Origin of the sequence: Streptomyces lomondensis (assembly GCF_014651035.1) — a bacterium.
GTDB classification, from domain to species: domain Bacteria; phylum Actinomycetota; class Actinomycetes; order Streptomycetales; family Streptomycetaceae; genus Streptomyces; species Streptomyces lomondensis.
The window spans coordinates 243,887-260,043 of the sequence record NZ_BMWC01000006.1 but is presented as its reverse complement, the minus strand read 5'-3'; the positions used below and the strand labels follow the sequence as shown (position 1 = coordinate 260,043).

Annotated in this window: 15 protein-coding genes; 13 read left to right on the top strand and 2 right to left on the bottom strand. The window is 72.8% G+C overall.

Going from position 1 to position 16,157, the window contains the following annotated elements; genetic code table 11:
• Positions 1-1,327: 1,327 nt before the first annotated feature.
• From IE255_RS22010 to IE255_RS22000, 3 genes are all read left to right on the top strand, one after another.
• Positions 1,328-2,140, top strand: a complete 813-nt coding sequence (locus IE255_RS22010; RefSeq protein ID WP_190052264.1) for a hypothetical protein — start codon at positions 1,328-1,330, stop codon at positions 2,138-2,140.
• The gene (mycP, locus tag IE255_RS22005) at positions 2,137-3,315 is read left to right on the top strand and encodes a type VII secretion-associated serine protease mycosin (RefSeq protein ID WP_190052069.1); all 1,179 of its coding nucleotides are present in this window, start codon (positions 2,137-2,139) and stop codon (positions 3,313-3,315) included. The genes IE255_RS22010 and mycP overlap by 4 nt, the downstream gene beginning before the upstream one ends.
• 79 nt (positions 3,316-3,394) lie before the next feature.
• Positions 3,395-4,123 carry an SseB family protein gene (locus IE255_RS22000; protein ID WP_190052068.1) on the top strand — a complete coding sequence of 243 codons (729 nt, stop codon included), beginning with the start codon at positions 3,395-3,397 and terminating at the stop codon, positions 4,121-4,123.
• A 7-nt stretch (positions 4,124-4,130) separates the two neighbouring features.
• Here the strand turns inward: IE255_RS22000 and IE255_RS21995 are convergent, their stop codons facing one another.
• Positions 4,131-4,487, bottom strand: coding sequence for a DUF1844 domain-containing protein (locus IE255_RS21995; protein WP_031114676.1), 357 nt, complete (start codon positions 4,485-4,487; stop codon positions 4,131-4,133).
• A gap of 397 nt (positions 4,488-4,884) precedes the next feature.
• Between IE255_RS21995 and infC the strand changes: the two genes are divergently transcribed.
• From infC to IE255_RS21945, 10 genes are all read left to right on the top strand, one after another.
• Positions 4,885-5,523 carry a translation initiation factor IF-3 gene (infC, locus tag IE255_RS21990; protein WP_229906527.1) on the top strand — a complete coding sequence of 213 codons (639 nt, stop codon included), beginning with the start codon at positions 4,885-4,887 and terminating at the stop codon, positions 5,521-5,523.
• Between the two features lie 108 nt (positions 5,524-5,631).
• On the top strand, positions 5,632-5,826 hold the full coding sequence (rpmI, locus tag IE255_RS21985; RefSeq protein ID WP_003977225.1) for a 50S ribosomal protein L35: 195 nt from the start codon (positions 5,632-5,634) through the stop codon (positions 5,824-5,826).
• A gap of 98 nt (positions 5,827-5,924) precedes the next feature.
• Positions 5,925-6,308 (top strand): 50S ribosomal protein L20, encoded by a 384-nt coding sequence (gene rplT, locus IE255_RS21980; protein WP_010045263.1) that lies wholly within the window; start codon positions 5,925-5,927, stop codon positions 6,306-6,308.
• A 97-nt stretch (positions 6,309-6,405) separates the two neighbouring features.
• Positions 6,406-7,260 carry a TrmH family RNA methyltransferase gene (locus IE255_RS21975; protein ID WP_190052263.1) on the top strand — a complete coding sequence of 285 codons (855 nt, stop codon included), beginning with the start codon at positions 6,406-6,408 and terminating at the stop codon, positions 7,258-7,260.
• Between the two features lie 53 nt (positions 7,261-7,313).
• The gene (locus IE255_RS21970) at positions 7,314-8,456 is read left to right on the top strand and encodes a sensor histidine kinase (RefSeq protein ID WP_190052066.1); all 1,143 of its coding nucleotides are present in this window, start codon (positions 7,314-7,316) and stop codon (positions 8,454-8,456) included.
• 130 nt (positions 8,457-8,586) lie between these two features.
• The gene (gene pheS, locus IE255_RS21965) at positions 8,587-9,714 is read left to right on the top strand and encodes a phenylalanine--tRNA ligase subunit alpha (RefSeq protein WP_190052065.1); all 1,128 of its coding nucleotides are present in this window, start codon (positions 8,587-8,589) and stop codon (positions 9,712-9,714) included.
• Positions 9,714-12,227 carry a phenylalanine--tRNA ligase subunit beta gene (gene pheT, locus IE255_RS21960; protein WP_190052064.1) on the top strand — a complete coding sequence of 838 codons (2,514 nt, stop codon included), beginning with the start codon at positions 9,714-9,716 and terminating at the stop codon, positions 12,225-12,227. The genes pheS and pheT overlap by 1 nt, the downstream gene beginning before the upstream one ends.
• A gap of 209 nt (positions 12,228-12,436) precedes the next feature.
• Entirely contained in the window at positions 12,437-13,462 is a 1,026-nt protein-coding gene (locus IE255_RS21955; RefSeq protein WP_190052063.1) for a PP2C family protein-serine/threonine phosphatase, read from the top strand.
• 253 nt (positions 13,463-13,715) lie between these two features.
• Entirely contained in the window at positions 13,716-15,056 is a 1,341-nt protein-coding gene (locus IE255_RS21950; protein ID WP_190052062.1) for an NsdA family TPR-like regulatory protein, read from the top strand.
• Between the two features lie 106 nt (positions 15,057-15,162).
• On the top strand, positions 15,163-15,708 hold the full coding sequence (locus IE255_RS21945) for an NUDIX hydrolase (RefSeq protein ID WP_190052061.1): 546 nt from the start codon (positions 15,163-15,165) through the stop codon (positions 15,706-15,708).
• 1 nt (position 15,709) lies between these two features.
• Here IE255_RS21945 and IE255_RS21940 read toward each other — a convergent pair whose 3' ends face one another.
• A complete protein-coding gene (locus IE255_RS21940; protein ID WP_037760511.1) occupies positions 15,710-15,967 on the bottom strand; it encodes a hypothetical protein in 258 nt (85 codons plus the stop codon).
• Positions 15,968-16,157 lie beyond the last annotated feature (190 nt).

The window sequence follows — 16,157 nt, the reverse complement described above, 5'->3', positions numbered from 1 at the left end:
GGCGCCGGCTTCCCTGCGGCCGCCCTCGGCGCGTGACGGGGTCTCGGCTGGCTCCGCAGCTCGTGACGGGGCGTCGGCCGGTCCTGTGGCTCGTGAGGGGGGCTCGGCCGGTCCTGCGGCTCGTGGTGCGGGCTCGGCCGGTCCTGTGGCTCGTGAGGGGGGCTCGGCCGGTCCTGCGGCTCGTGGTGCGGGCTCGGTCGGTCCTGTGGCTCGTGACGCGGCGTCGGCCGGTCCTGCGACTCGCGACGCGGTCTCGACCGGCTCCGGGGCTGAGGGCCGGGACTCCTCCGGCGGGCGCTTCGGCATGAGTGGCTCCTCGGCCGGGGCCGGCACCGGACGGGGGAGCGAGGCTCAGGGCGGTGTGACGTCGTCCGGGGGGATCGGCGGTTCTGCCAGTCGCCCCCGTTTCCCGAGCTTCGGTGGCACCGCCCCGCAGCGCGGCGAGCCCACGAGCCCGCCCCCGCCCCGCGCCTCCGCCCGGATCCCGGACACGCCGCCCGGCGTCACCCGCGAGACTCGCCCCGATTCGAATAAACCGCCCATACCGCGCGAGGCCCCTTCGCCCTCGCGCCATGCGCCCACGCCGGGCTCGTCCGGCCGGCCGAGCAACGCGGACACTTCGGCCGAGGCCTCGTCGCAGACGACTGGCCGCCCGTACCGCCTCACCTCGCCCGGCCGTTCGGACGCTCCGGGCGAAGGCTCGTCTGAGACGACTGGCCGCCCGTATCGCTTCACCTCGCCGGGCCGTTCGGATGCTCCGGTCGAGGGCTCGTCCGAGACGGCCGGTCGCCCGTATCGCTTCACCTCGCCGGGCCGTTCGGATGCTCCGGTCGAGGGCTCGTCTGAGACGGCCGGTCGCCCGTATCGCTTCACCTCGCCGGGCCGTTCGGACGCTCCGGTCGAGGGCTCCTCCGACACGACCGGTCGGCCCTACCGACTCACCGCGCCCCGCCGCACCGGCGCCCCGGAGGGGAACTCGTCCGAGACGACCGCCCGCCTGCGCCCGGTCCCCGCGGAACCGTCACCCGCCGAGCCTGCTGAATCCTTCGGCCGCCCGGGTGCCGTGCGGCCCGGTGCCCCGCCACGCCCCGCGCACGAGCCGCGGACCGGCGCCGCGGCCGGGAGCGGCGCCGCTGCCGGTTCCCCCGCCGGGCGCGGCACGCGCATGCCGGCGGCGCCCGCCCAGCGCCCCGCCACCGCCCCACCCGACCGGCACCCGCACGCCGCCCCACCGGCCACTGAGCCCACCGCCGTTTCACCGGACCCGGCCCTCTCCTGGAGCGCCCCCCTCAGCCCCGGCGGTACGCCCGGCGCCACACGGCCCGTCGTGTCCTTCGGGGAGCCCGAGGGCTACGACGCCGACGCGCGGCCCCGGCCGCTCGGGCGGCGTGGTGCGTCGCAGGCCGCCGCGGCCGCCGTGTGCCTCGTGCTCGGGCTGGGGCTCATCTCCGGCGCGGTCACCGGCAGCTGGCTCGCCGGGGACTCCGGCGAGGAGGGCTCGCGCAACACCTTCACAGCGGCCGGAAGCCTCTGGCACAGCGTCCCGGTCGACGAGCTGTTCCCGCCCACCGTGCAGGGCCAGGGCGCCGGCCCCGGCGGAGCCGACCGCACCTGGACCCGGATCGCCGTCGCCCCGGACAGCGGCTGCAAGGACGCCTTCGACCCCCTGCTGCGCAGGGCCCTGGCCCCGGCCGGCTGCGAGCGGCTCCTGCGCGCCACCTACACCGACGCCACCGAGAGCTACGTGACCACCGTCGGCCTGCTCTTCACCAAGGCCGACGCCGCCGGCATGACCTCCCTCGCGAACCGTTTCCGCAAGGAGCGCCTGGACCGCCGCAGCGACCTGATGCCCCTGCCGTACGCCGCGAAGGACACGCCCGCCGCGGAGTTCGGAGCCAGGCAGCGCGCCGCCTGGACCGTCTCCGTGCTCACCGAGGCCCCGGTCGTCGTCTACGCCGTCTCCGGCTGGGCCGACGGCCGCACCGTCGACGACCCGCAGCCCGCCGGGGACGCCCTGCAGTCCGGCGCCACCACCGCCCCGGCCCAGGCCGGCCTCGGCAACGAGGCGCAGGGCCTCGCCGACCGCGTCGAACGCGGCCTGCGCAAGAACGTCCGCTCGGCCACGGAGCAGCCGTCGTGAAACCCACCCGGAAGACGCGCGGCGCCGCCCTCGCCGCTCTCCTCACCGCCGGCCTCGTCCTCCTCCCTGCCGCCACCGCCCACGCCGACGGCATCCGCGCCCAGCAGTGGGCCCTGGAGGCCATGCACACGCAGGAGGCATGGCAGACCACCAAGGGCAGGGGCGTCACCGTCGCCGTCCTGGACACCGGCGTCGAGGAGGACCACCCCGACCTGGTCGGCAACGTCCTCCCCGGCAAGGACCTGATCCGCTTCGGAGCCGAACCCGGCGACCGCGCCTGGGCCCGCCACGGCACCGCCATGGCCGGCATCATCGCCGGCCACGGACACGGCCCGGGCAACACCGAAGGCGTCCTCGGCATCGCCCCCGAGGCGAAGATCCTCCCCGTCCGCGTGATCCTGGAGGACGGCGACCCCTCCCGCGCCAAGGCCCGCAGCACCCGCGGCAACGCCCTCGCCGAGGGCATCCGCTGGGCCGCCGACCACGGCGCCGACGTCATCAACCTCTCCCTCGGCGACGACTCCGCCTCCGCGCACCCCGAACCCATCGAGGACCAGGCCATCCAGTACGCCCTGAAGAAGGGCGTGGTCGTCGTCGCCTCCGCCGGCAACGGCGGCGAGAAGGGCGACCACATCTCCTACCCGGCCGCCTACCCGGGCGTCATCGCCGCCACCGCCGTCGACCGCGCCGGAACCCGCGCCTCCTTCTCCACCCGCCGCTGGTACGCCACCGTCAGCGCCCCCGGCGTCGACGTCGTCATCGCCGACCCCGACCGCAAGTACTACGAGGGCTGGGGCACCAGCGCCGCCGCCGCCTTCGTCTCCGGCGCCGCCGCCCTGGTCAAGGCCGCCCACCCCGGGCTGACCCCGGCCCAGATCAAGTCGCTCCTGGAGGACACCGCCCGCAACGCGCCCGTCGGGGGCCGCGACGACTCCCGCGGCTTCGGCTTCGTCGACCCGGCCGCCGCCATCAGGGCCGCCGCCCGGCTCAAGCCCGAGGGCCTCCAGTCGGCGTCCTACGGCGAGAAGTACTTCGGCAGCGGCCCGGACACCGCCTCCTCCGGCGACGGCACCGCCGACTGGGCCGCCCCCCTCGCGGGCAGCGCCGGCGGCGTCCTGCTGGTCGCGGCCGTGGTCCTGTGGCGCGGCCGCCGTACGGCGTACGACGACTTCTAGCCCCCCGGGCGCCCGCACCCCCGCCGATCCCCAGGCCCGCACGACCCCGAGCCGCGCCCGGCCTATAGGGTCGATGACCGTGGCGAACAAGAGCATCCCCGACCCCGGCTTCTCCGACGACGACGGCTCCGCCGACCCCCGGCTGAGCGCGGCCCTCGCCGCCTGGGCCGAGGACCGCACCGCCGTGGGACCCGTCCTGGAGGCGCTCAGGGGCGCCCGGCTGCTCGTCCCCGTCGTCGCCGTGCTCGGCGAGGTCGAGGAGGACGAGCGGGGACTGCGCCGCGAGAAGACCAGCGACATGGCCGTACCGACGCTGAAGGCCGGCGACCGCACCGCCCTCCCGGCCTTCACCTCCACCGACTCCCTCGCCCGCTGGGACCCGGCGGCCCGGCCCGTCGCCGTCCCCCTGCACCAGGCCCTCCAGGCCGCCGCGCACGAGAAGGCGGACACCGTCGTGCTGGACCTGGCCGGACCGGTGCCCTTCGAGCTGACCGGCCCCGCGCTGCTCGCCCTCGCCGAGGGCCGCGCCACCACCGACCCGCTCGCCGACCCGGCCGTCGTCGGCGCCGTACGCGAGGCCGTGGCCGCCGAGCCCGCCGTCCTGCGCGCCCACCTCGGGCCCGGCCGGGCCGACGGCACCCTCGCACTGGTCCTGGACCCGTCCGCGGCCCCCGCGGAAGCCGCCCGGGCCGTCGCCGAGCGGCTCGCCGCCGACGAAACACTGAGGGCCCGCCTGGTGCGCGGCCTCGACCTGGCACTGCTGCCGGCCGAGGCGACGCCACCGGGCGAGCCCCTGTACGTACGCTGAGGCGGAACTAGCCGTAGACCGGCCCCGTGTACTTCTCGCCCGGGCCCTGACCGGGCTCGTCCGGGACGAGCGAGGCCTCGCGGAACGCCAGCTGGAGCGACTTCAGGCCGTCGCGCAGGGGCGCCGCGTGGAACGAGCTGATCTCGGTCGCGGAGGCGTCCAGCAGACCGGCCAGCGCGTGCACCAGCTTGCGGGCCTCGTCCAGGTCCTTGTGCTTCTCGCCCTCCTCGGTCAGACCGAGCTTCACGGCGGCGGCGCTCATCAGGTTGACGGCGACCGTCACGATCACCTCGACCGCCGGGACCTCGGCGATGTCGCGGGCCATGGCGTCGAAGTCGGGGGACTCAGGAGGGGTCTCACTCATGCCCCACACGATAGGCGCAGGAGGCAGGCGCGCCGCACCAGGGCCCGGGGCGCCCCAATTGGCCGTTCCTGGCCATTGCTGGTAACCTCGTGTAACGACCGGTCGGACCCGTATGCCTCGCGGCCCGCGAGCCCGACCCACAAGTGGAGGCTTTCGAACTCCCACCTGACCGCCCCCAGGGCGGCGGGTCACCGGTCAGACGGCCCCGTCCCAGCGGCGGAGATCCGTCCGAAAGCGCGCCCCGCGGCTCCCCCGCGGCGGTGCTCCGGTAGTTCGAGGAGCCCCGCCTGGGAATCGTCCGGGGCATTTTTTGTGCTTCGGCGCGGTTAGGTCTAACGAACAGAGACGTTACGCGGCCGTCCGCCAGACCGTCGCGTGGTGCTACCGAGGAGGATCCATCAGCGCCGAGCCCCGCATCAACGACCGGATTCGCGTTCCCGAGGTGCGACTTGTCGGTCCCAGTGGCGAGCAGGTGGGCATCGTCCCCCTGGCCAAGGCACTGGAGCTTGCGCAGGAGTACGACCTGGACCTGGTCGAGGTCGCGGCGAACGCCCGTCCGCCCGTGTGCAAGCTCATGGACTACGGGAAGTTCAAGTACGAGTCGGCCATGAAGGCCCGTGAGGCGCGCAAGAACCAGGCGCACACGGTCATCAAGGAGATGAAGCTCCGGCCGAAGATCGACCCGCACGACTATGACACCAAGAAGGGTCACGTCGTTCGGTTCCTCAAGCAGGGCGACAAGGTCAAGATCACGATCATGTTCCGTGGTCGCGAGCAGTCCCGGCCCGAGCTGGGCTACCGGCTGCTGCAGCGTCTCGCGGAGGATGTCCAGGACCTCGGATTCGTCGAGTCGAACCCGAAGCAGGACGGCCGAAACATGATCATGGTCCTCGGTCCGCACAAGAAGAAGACCGAGGCGATGGCCGAGGCTCGCCAGGCGCAGGAAGCCCGCAAGGCGGAAGCGAAGGCCAACCCCGGCAAGTCGCAGAACGCCGCGGAGTCCGAGGCGCCGGCTGAGGAGCCCGCCGAGGCGTGACCCCCGGGACGCGAGTCCCAGGAAGCAACCGAAACAAGACGACGCTCCACCGTGCCCGGTTTTCGCGACCGGGCATCGGAGCGCCACCGACGAGGAGAGAACGGCGCTATGCCGAAGAACAAGTCGCACAGCGGTGCCAGCAAGCGCTTCAAGATCACCGGCTCCGGCAAGGTGCTCCGCGAGCGTGCCGGCAAGCGCCACCTGCTCGAGCACAAGTCGTCCCGTGTGACGCGTCGCCTCACCGGCAACGCCGAGATGGCCCCGGGCGACGCCGCGAAGATCAAGAAGCTTCTCGGCAAGTGACGCCCCGGCGCGCGAGCGCCGTATGTACGTCAGACCGGGACCCAATCGATTTCGGGCCGTGTGAGGACCACCACGGCCCCGCTACAAGGAGTTAAGAAGTGGCACGCGTCAAGCGGGCAGTCAACGCCCACAAGAAGCGCCGGGCGATCCTCGAGCAGGCCTCCGGCTACCGCGGTCAGCGTTCGCGCCTGTACCGCAAGGCCAAGGAGCAGGTCACCCACTCGCTGGTCTACAACTACAACGACCGCAAGAAGCGCAAGGGCGACTTCCGTCAGCTGTGGATCCAGCGCATCAACGCCGCTGCCCGCGCCAACGGCATGACCTACAACCGCTTCATCCAGGGTCTGAAGGCCGCGAACATCGAGGTCGACCGCAAGATCCTGGCCGAGCTGGCCGTCAACGACGCCGGTGCGTTCGCCGCGCTCGTCGAGGTCGCCCAGAAGGCGCTGCCGAGCGACGTGAACGCGCCCAAGGCTGCGTGACACCCCGCCGGCTCTGAGCCGACGTGACTGAAGGACCCGCAGGTTGAAAAGGCCTGCGGGTCCTGCTGTGTCCATGGCAACTACCAAGGTGAACAACATGCCCACCCCCGAGCTCATCTCCCCTCGCTCCCCCCGTGTCACCGCCGCCCGGCGCCTCGCCAAGCGGAACTTCCGGGGGAAGGAGCGGCTGTTCCTCGCGGAGGGACCGCAGGCCGTGCGGGAGGCGGCCGGGCACCTGGCCGGGGGCGAGGCCACGCTCGTGGAGCTGTTCGCGACGCTGGAGGCCGCGGACCGGTACGCCGACATCGTCGGGGCGGCCCGGGACGCCGGTGCCCGCGTGCACCTCGCCTCCGAGCAGGTCATCGCCGACATCTCCACCACCGTCACCCCGCAGGGGCTGGTCGGTGTCTGCCGGTTCCTGGACACGCCCTTCGACGAGGTCCTGAAGGCCCGGCCCCGGCTCGTCGCCCTCCTCGCCAACGTCCGCGACCCCGGCAACGCCGGCACCGTGCTGCGCTGCGCCGACGCCGCCGGTGCCGAGGCCGTCGTGCTGACCGACGCCTCCGTCGACGTGTACAACCCCAAGGCCGTCCGCGCCTCCGTCGGCTCCCTGTTCCACCTGCCCGTCGCCGTCGGCGTCCCCGTGGAGCACGCCGTCGAAGAGCTGCGGGCCGCCGGTGTCCGCGTCCTCGCCGCCGACGGGGCCGGCGACCGCGACCTCGACGACGAACTCGACCAGGGCACCATGGGCGGGCCGACCGCCTGGGTCTTCGGCAACGAGGCCTGGGGGCTCCCCGAGGAGACCCGCGCCCTCACCGACGCCGTCGTACGCGTCCCGATCCACGGGAAGGCCGAGAGCCTGAACCTCGCCACCGCCGCCGCCGTATGTCTCTATGCGTCGGCGCGTGCACAGCGCGCCGCCGGAGGGTGCCGCTCCGTCACCGGGAACTAGTAGGGTGACCAGCTCAGGGACCCCTCTGTGAGCCTTGGAGGTGGGGTACGGGGATGAGGGTCGGCACCAGCAGCGCACCGGAAGCCCAGGACGCCGGGAGCCCGCCCGACGCGTCCCGGCCGCCCGGTGATCTCGCCGGCCTCGGCATCGACCCCGACCAGCTGCCCGACGGGCTCGTCGTCGCCGACGAGCGGGGCCGCGTCATCTGCTTCAACGCCGCCGCCGAGCGCATCACCGCCGTCCGCGCCCGGGACGCCCTCGGGCAGCGACTGGAAAAGGCCCTGCCATTAGAGGACCTGGAAGGCCGCCGCTGGTGGCAGCTGACCGACCCCTACGGCGGCCTCGCCATCCGCGTCGGACAGCCGGAGCGCAACCTGCTCCTGCCCGGCGGGCGTGAGGTGCTGGTCTCCGCCCGCTACGTCCGCACCCGGCCCACCGGGCCCGTCCGCCGCCTGATCGTCACCCTGCGCGACACCGAGGCCCGCCGCCGCACCGAGCGCAGCCACGCCGAGCTGATCGCCACCGTCGCCCACGAACTGCGCTCCCCGCTCACCTCCGTCAAGGGCTTCACCGCCACCCTGCTCGCCAAGTGGGAACGCTTCACCGACGACCAGAAGCGGCTGATGCTGGAGACCGTCGACGCCGACGCCGACCGCGTCACCCGGCTCATCGCCGAGCTGCTCGACATCTCCCGGATCGACTCCGGCCGGCTGGAGGTGCGGCGCCAGCCCGTCGACATCGGCGCCGCCGTCGGCCGGCACATCCAGGCCTACGTCGCCGCCGGGCAGCCCGCCGACCGGTTCCTGCTCCGCGTCCAGCAGCCGCTGCCCGACCTGTGGGCCGACCCCGACAAGATCGACCAGGTGCTCAGCAACCTGCTGGAAAATGCCGTGCGGCACGGCGAGGGAACTGTCACGATCGACGTCACGGCCACGGCGTCCCCCCGCGAGGGCGAGGACACCGGTACGTCGGTCACGGTGAGCGACGAGGGGCCCGGCATCCCGGAGGAGTCCATGAACCGCGTCTTCACCCGCTTCTGGCGGGGCAGCAAGCGCGGCGGCACGGGCCTCGGGCTCTACATCGTCAAGGGCATCGTCGAGGCCCACGGCGGCACCATCACCGTCGGCCGCGCCCCCGGCGCCGGCGCCGAGTTCCGATTTACGTTGCCCGTGAGCGCTCCGGCCTATCTCGCCTGAGCCGCCCGCGGGCGCATTCGTATACCTCCACCCCGTTAGACTCGGCCATTGGCACCTTTGTGTCCCTTCAGACGGCCGTCGGAGTCGGTGACGGGGACCTTCAGCCAGCCAATCGGAAGCACGGGAAGAGATGTCGGCACCGAATAAGTCGTACGACCCGGTCGAGGTCGAGACGTTGAAACCGGAAGAGATCGAGCGCATGCGGGACGAGGCGCTCGCCGCCTTCGCCGCCGCGGACTCCCTCGACGCGCTCCACGAGGCCAAGGTCGCCCACACCGGCCCCGCCTCGCCGCTGGCCCTCGCCAACCGCGAGATCGGCGCGCTGCCCCCGCACGCCAAGGCCGAGGCCGGCAAGCGCGTCGGCCAGGCCCGCGGCGCCGTGAACAAGGGCCTCGCCGCGCGCCAGACCGAGCTGGAGGCCGAGCGGGACGCCCGGGTGCTGGTCGAGGAGGCGGTGGACGTCACGCTGCCCTACGACCGCGTACCGGCCGGCGCCCGGCACCCGCTCACCACGATGATGGAGCGGGTCGCGGACGTCTTCGTGGCCATGGGCTACGAGGTCGCCGAGGGGCCCGAGGTCGAGGCGGAGTGGTTCAACTTCGACGCCCTGAACTTCCTGCCCGACCACCCGGCCCGGCAGATGCAGGACACCTTCTTCGTGCGGGGCCCCGAGGGCACCGAGGAGTCCGGCTCCGGTGTCGTCCTGCGCACGCACACCTCCCCGGTGCAGGCCCGGGCGCTGCTCGACCGTGAGCTGCCGGTCTACATCGTCTGCCCCGGCCGGGTGTTCCGCACCGACGAGCTGGACGCCACGCACACGCCCGTCTTCCACCAGATCGAGCTGCTCGCGGTGGACGAGGGCCTGACGATGGCCGACCTCAAGGGCACCCTGGACCACATGGTCCAGGCCCTCTTCGGCGCGGACATGAAGACCCGGCTGCGGCCGAACTACTTCCCGTTCACCGAGCCGAGCGCCGAGATGGACATGCTCTGCTACGTCTGCAAGGGCGAGTCCGTCGGCAACCCCGACCGCCCCTGCCGCACCTGCTCGTCCGAGGGCTGGATCGAGCTCGGCGGCTGCGGCATGGTCAACCCGCGGGTGCTCACCGCCTGCGGCGTCGACCCCGAGAAGTACAGCGGCTTCGCCTTCGGGTTCGGCATCGAGCGGATGCTGATGTTCCGCCACAACGTCGAGGACATGCGAGACATGGTCGAGGGTGACGTCCGGTTCACCCGGCCGTTCGGGATGGAGATCTGATGCGGGTCCCGCTTTCTTGGCTGCGGGAGTACGTCGACCTGCCGGTGACGGAGACCGGCCGGGACGTCCAGGCCAAGCTCATTTCGGCCGGTCTGGAGGTCGAGACCGTCGAGCAGCTCGGCGCCGACCTCAAGGGGCCCCTGGTCGTGGGCCAGGTGGCGACCATCGAGGAGCTGACGGAGTTCAAGAAGCCGATCCGCTTCTGCACCGTCGACGTCGGCCAGGCCAACGGCACCGGCGAGCCCCAGGAGATCGTCTGCGGCGCCCGCAACTTCGCCGTCGGCGACAAGGTCGTCGTGGCCCTGCCCGGCGCCGTCCTGCCCGGTGACTTCCAGATCGCCGAGCGCAAGACCTACGGCAAGATGTCCCGCGGCATGATCTGCTCCAGCGACGAGCTGAGCATGGGCGACGACGGCACCAAGGGCATCATCGTGCTGCCCCCGGAGACCGAGGTCGGCAAGGACGCGATCGAGCTGCTGGAGCTGGTCGACGAGGTCCTCGACATCGCCGTCACGCCCGACCGCGGCTACTGCCTGTCCATGCGCGGCGTCGCCCGCGAGACCGCCATCGCCTACGGCCTGCCGCTGCGCGACCCGGCCCTGATCGACGTGCCCGGCCCGAACGCGTACGGCTACCCGGTGCGGATCGCCGACCCCACCGGCTGCGACCGCTTCACCGCCCGCACGGTCACCGGCCTGAGCGCCGAGGCCCGCTCGCCGATCTGGCTCCAGCGCCGGCTGCAGAAGGTCGGCATGCGCCCGATCTCGCTCGCCGTCGACGTCACCAACTACGTGATGATGGAGCTCGGCCAGCCGCTGCACGCCTACGACCGCGGCCTGGTCCAGGGCACCATCGGCGTGCGCCGCGCCGAGCCGGGCGAGAAGCTCACCACCCTCGACGGCGTCGAGCGCACCCTCGACGCCGAGGACCTGGTGATCACCGACGACCGCGGCCCGATCGGCCTCGCCGGTGTCATGGGCGGCGCCAACACGGAGATCGCCGACCACGACAACGTGGAGAACGCCACGGCCGACGTCGTCATCGAGGCGGCGCACTTCGACGCCGTGTCGATCGCGCGCACGGCCCGCCGGCACAAGCTGTCCTCCGAGGCGTCCCGGCGCTTCGAGCGCGGCGTCGACCCGCAGGCCGCCGCGGCCGCCGCGCAGCGCACCGTGGACCTGCTGGTCCTCCTCGCGGGCGGCACCGCCGAGGCCGGCGTCACCGAGGTCATCGCTCCGACCGCGCCGCGCACCATCACCATCCCGGCCGACCACCCGGACAAGGTCGCGGGCGTCGCCTACGGCCGCGAGACCGTCGTACGGCGGCTCCAGGAGATCGGCTGCGACGTGTACGGGCAGGACGAGCTGATCGTCACCGTGCCGTCCTGGCGGCCCGACCTCACCGACCCGAACGACCTGGCCGAAGAGGTCATCCGCCTGGAGGGCTACGAGAACCTGCCCTCCACCCTGCCCAAGCCGCCGGCGGGCCTCGGCCTGACCGACCGGCAGCGGCTGCACCGCCGCGTAGGCCGTGCCCTGGCCGGCGCCGGGTACGTCGAGGCGCTGAACTACCCGTTCCTCGGCGAGCAGGTCTTCGACCAGCTCGGCCTGGACAAGGACGATCCGGCCCGCCGGGTCGTGAAGCTCAGCAACCCGCTCAGCGACGAGGAGCCCGCGCTGCGCACGACGCTGCTGCCGGGCCTGCTCGCCGCCCTGCGGCGCAACGACGGCCGGGGCTCGCACGACCTCGCGCTGTTCGAGTCCGGCCTCGTCTTCCGGCCGCGCGAGGAGCAGCGGATCGCCGCGGTGCTGCCCGTCGACCGCCGCCCCACCGACGAGGAGCTCGCCGAGCTGAACGCGGCGCTGCCCGAGCAGCCGCGGCACGTCGCCGTCGTGCTCGCCGGTGCGCGCGAGCAGGCCGGCTGGTGGGGCAAGGGCCGTCCGGCCGACTGGGCCGACGCGGTGGAGGCGGCGCGGGCCGTCGCCCGTGAGGCCGGTGCCGAGCTGACCGTCCGCAAGGGGCAGTACGGGCCGTGGCACCCGGGCCGGTGCGCCGAACTGGCGGTCACCGTGGACGGTGCCGAGCGGGTCGTGGGACACGCGGGCGAGCTGCACCCGCGGGTCGTGAAGGCGCTGGGGCTGCCCGCGCGGACCTGTGCGATGGAGGTCGACCTCGACGCGGTCGAGGCGGCCGGTGACGCCACGGTGGCGGCGCCGCGGATCTCCACGTTCCCCGTCGCGACGCAGGATGTCGCCCTGGTCGTCGACGCGGTCGTTCCGGCGGCGGAGGTCGAGGAGGCCCTGCGGGACGGGGCCGGGGAGCTGCTGGAGTCGATCCGGCTGTTCGACGTGTACGAGAACGTCGAGCAGTTGGGGGAGGGGCGGAAGTCGCTCGCCTATGCGCTGCGGTTCCGGGCGGCCGACCGGACTCTGACCGTGGACGAGGCGTCCGCGGCACGGGACGCGGCGGTGGCCCTGGCGGGTGAGCGTGTGGGCGCCGAGTTGCGGAGTTAGCGCCGTGGGGGCTGCGCACTGTCGTCGGCTGCGGGTTCGTCGTGGCTTGTCGCGCAGTTCCCCGCGCCCCCGACGGTCGGGTTGCCTCACTCATTTGAGTGGTAGATGTGGGTGATCCTGCCCTTCGGGTGTCTTTGTCGACAGAATCGGACCGGCCTTTGTGGGCCGGTCCGATTCTGTGTGTCAGGGCCTATTGGGGGGCCATCGGCATGATCCGCATCAGGGGTCGGGTGCGCAGCCTCGGACTGCCGACGGTGTGGGGCGCGGCGGCCGTCACGTACAAGCTCGCCTGTCCGCTCGCCCAGGAGACCCACCTGGAAGCGCGGCTCGTCACCAGCGCCGTGTTCTTCGCGGTCGGGACCGGATTGATCCTCCATGTGCGGCATTCGCTGACGCGTGAGCTGCGGCAGGTGCGCCGGGTCGCGGGGGCCGCGCAGGACGCGCTGCTGCGGCCCCCGCCGTCGCACGTCGACGGGCTCGAAGTGGCGGCGGCGCAATGGCCGGCGGAGCAGGGCGCCGCGATCGGCGGTGACCTCTACCAGGTCGTCGCCACCGAGTACGGCGTACGGGCCGTGATGGGCGACGTACGCGGGCACGGGACGGACGCCTTCGGGACGGTCGCCGCCGTGCTCGGCTGCTTCCGCGAGGCCGCGCACGACGAGAAGGACCTCGGCGCGGTGCTGCGCCGGCTGGAACGCGCCCTGGACCGGCATCTGCGCCAGGAGCATCCGGCCGGCGACGCAGAGGAGTTCGTGACCCTGCTGCTCGTGGAGATCCGCGCCGACGGCGAACTGCTCGCCCTGAACTGCGGGCACCCGTGGCCGTACCGGCTGAGCGGTACCGAGGTGGAGCAACTCGCCCCCGGTGACCCGTATCCGCCCCTCGGGCTGTTCCCCCTGCCGGGCACCGACCTGCCCTCCGTGGGCCTGGGGTATCTCGAGTCCGGTGACGCCTTGTTCCTCCACACGGACGGTGCCCAGGACGCGCGGGACGCGCGTGGCCGGTTCTTTCCCCTGCCTACCGTGCTGGAGAGCGCCGTACGGGACGAGCCGTACTCATCGCGGACGGTCCTCGGCAGGGTCTCCACCGCCCTCCGGAACCACACACGGGGCGAACCGCAGGACGACATCGCCCTGCTGGTCCTCACCAACGGCCGGCGCACGACCCTCAGGGGCGCGGGGAACTGCGCGACCAGCCACGACGCACCCGCACCCGGCAGCGCACCTCGGCGATAGCAACCCCGCCGGCGATGCCGTCCGCCCCGCCACGGAGTGTCGGGCAGGCAGCCGGGCGGACGGCGAAAGCGGGCCGCCGCACTGTACGAGGGGGAGCCGGCGGCCCGGCCGGCCTCTTTCGAGGCATTTCAGTCAACCGGCCGGCGACTGTGAGCGACAGCGCGCACACAGCGCGGATTCGAGCACTCCGTTCACACCCCGTGTGAAGGCGGAGCCACTAATCTGGCCGCACCGAGCCATCCGGGGGGCCCACATGCAGCCCAACACTCTGCTCGACGCGATCCTGGACGAGGCGGGGATCTCGCACGCGGGGCTGGCCGCACACGTGAATCAGGCGGGACGGGCGCGAGGTCTGTCCCTGCGGTACGAACACACCGCCGTCGCCCGGTGGTTGAAGGGGCAGCGCCCCCGGGGCCAGGTGCCCGACCTGATCTGTGAGGTGCTCGCGGCCCGGCTGCAACGGCAGGTCACCCTCGACGATATCGGCCTCGGCGTGCCGGGCGAGCCGGCGGCCCCGCACACCGGCTCGCTGTCCGGGTTCGTGGAGCGGGCCACCGCCCTGTGGCGCTCCGACCAACAGCAGCGCCCGCACATACTGGGAGCCCCCGCCCTCACCGGCACCCCCGCGGTCATGCCCGTGTGGGAGTGGGAGAACCCGCCGGAGGACGTGGACGTCTCCCGGGGCGGCAGACACCGGGTCACCCCGGGCGACCTGGAGATGCTGCGGGCCGCCCGGACGCACTACGAGCAGATGTACCGCAAGGCCGGCGGCATCGCGACGCGCGCCCGCATCGTCGGCTTCCTCAACGCCGAGGCCGCCCCGCTGCTGCGCGGCAGCTACACCGACGAGACGGGCCGTCAACTGCACCGGGCCACGGGCGGGTTGGTGGCCGTCGCCGGTATCTGCGCGTACGACTCCGACGCGCACGGGCTCGCCCAGCGCTACTTCCACCAGGCCCTGCGGCTCGCCAAGGCCAGCGGGGACCGGGGACTCGGGGCGTACGTGATCGCCCTGCTGGTCAACCAGTCGCTGTTCATGCGGGAGTACCGGCAGGCCGTCGCCTTCGCGGAGGCCGCGCTGCGGGCCGCCGGCAAGCACATCACCCCGGCGCTCGCCTCCGACCTGTACGCGATGCAGGCCAAGGCGTACGCGCATCTCGGCGACGGCAGCAGCGCCCTGTCCTGCATCCGCCGGGCCGAGCAGGCCGCCGAGCGGATCCGGCGCGGTTACGAGCCCGACGAGACCGGTTATGTGCAGCCGGGGCTCGTGAACGTGCAGGTGGCGGAGGCGCTGCTCAGCCTCGGGGAGATCGCGGCCGCCGGGGAGCATGCCGCGGCCGCCGTCGACAACCCCGCGCACGACCGCGGCCGGGTGCACCGGCTGGCCATGCTCAGCACCATCGAGCTGCGGCAGGGCAACGCCGACAAGGCCGTGGCCATCGCCGTGCAGATGGCCGAGCAGGCCCGTGGCATGGAGTCCCAGCGGCTGCGCGACCGGCTGCGCGCGGTGCGCGAGCACCTGGTGCGCAGCGGGTGCGCGGGCACGAACGAGGCCGCCGAACTCATCGACGGAGCACTGCGCGTACCGTTGTAGATCAGGGCAGCGGCGTCCGCCTGATCCCGAGCCGCTCCCTGTGCGCCTGCTGTCACCACGTCCCTGCTGCGATATTGCCCCTTACTCGACGGAAGGTGGCAGAACCGTGCAGTGGACGAAACACAACGAACAAGCTGTGTACTCAAACCGCTGGTTCAGCGTCAATCTCGCGGATGTCGAACTGCCGGACGGCCGGCACCTCGACCACTTCCTCATACGGCTGCGGCCCGTCGCCGTGGCCACGGTGGTGAACGAGGCCAACGAGGTGCTGCTGCTCTGGCGGCACCGCTTCATCACCGACAGCTGGGGGTGGGAACTCGCGGCGGGAGTGGTCGAGGACGGCGAGGACATCGCCCGCGCGGCCGCCAGGGAACTGGAGGAGGAGACCGGCTGGCGGCCGGGACCCCTGCACCACCTGATGAGCGTGGAGCCGTCCAACGGGCTCACCGACGCCCGGCACCACGTGTACTGGGCCGACGAGGGCGAGTACGTCGGACACCCCGTGGACGACTTCGAGTCGGACCGCCGGGAATGGGTTCCCCTCAAGCTCGTCCCCGACATGGTCGCCCGCGGCGAGGTCCCGGCCGCCAACATGGCGGCCGCGTTACTTCTGCTGCACCATCTCAGGCTCGGTCACGACACGCTGCCCTGAGTCAACGTCCCAGTGCCTGCCAGATCGCCACGACGAGGGCACCCACGGCGGTGAGGGCGGCGACCGCGGGCAGCGGCCAGCGCGCGTGTTCGAGCGTGTGGATACGGGTGTTGAGCTCCTCGATCTCCTTGGCGGTCTCCTCGGTGCGGTGGCTGAGCAGAGCCAGTCCGCCCTCGACGCGGGCGTATGCCACATCGAGGCGGCGTCGTAACTCTGCGAGTTCTCCATGGACGACGGGATGCTCGGGATCGGCGGTCACAAGTCCGCTCCTTTCCGTAGTCGTGTCACATCCCTTGCATGCGCATGAGGAGTCAACTCGCCTGGTGGGCGCCTGGTAAGCGTGTGCGAGGGGCATATGCGAGCCCGCCGCGCACACGGTGTGTGAATGCCGCGGGCCCGGCACCCTTTCCGGTGCCGGGCCCGTGTGCTGGCCGGATTCTGACGGTCCG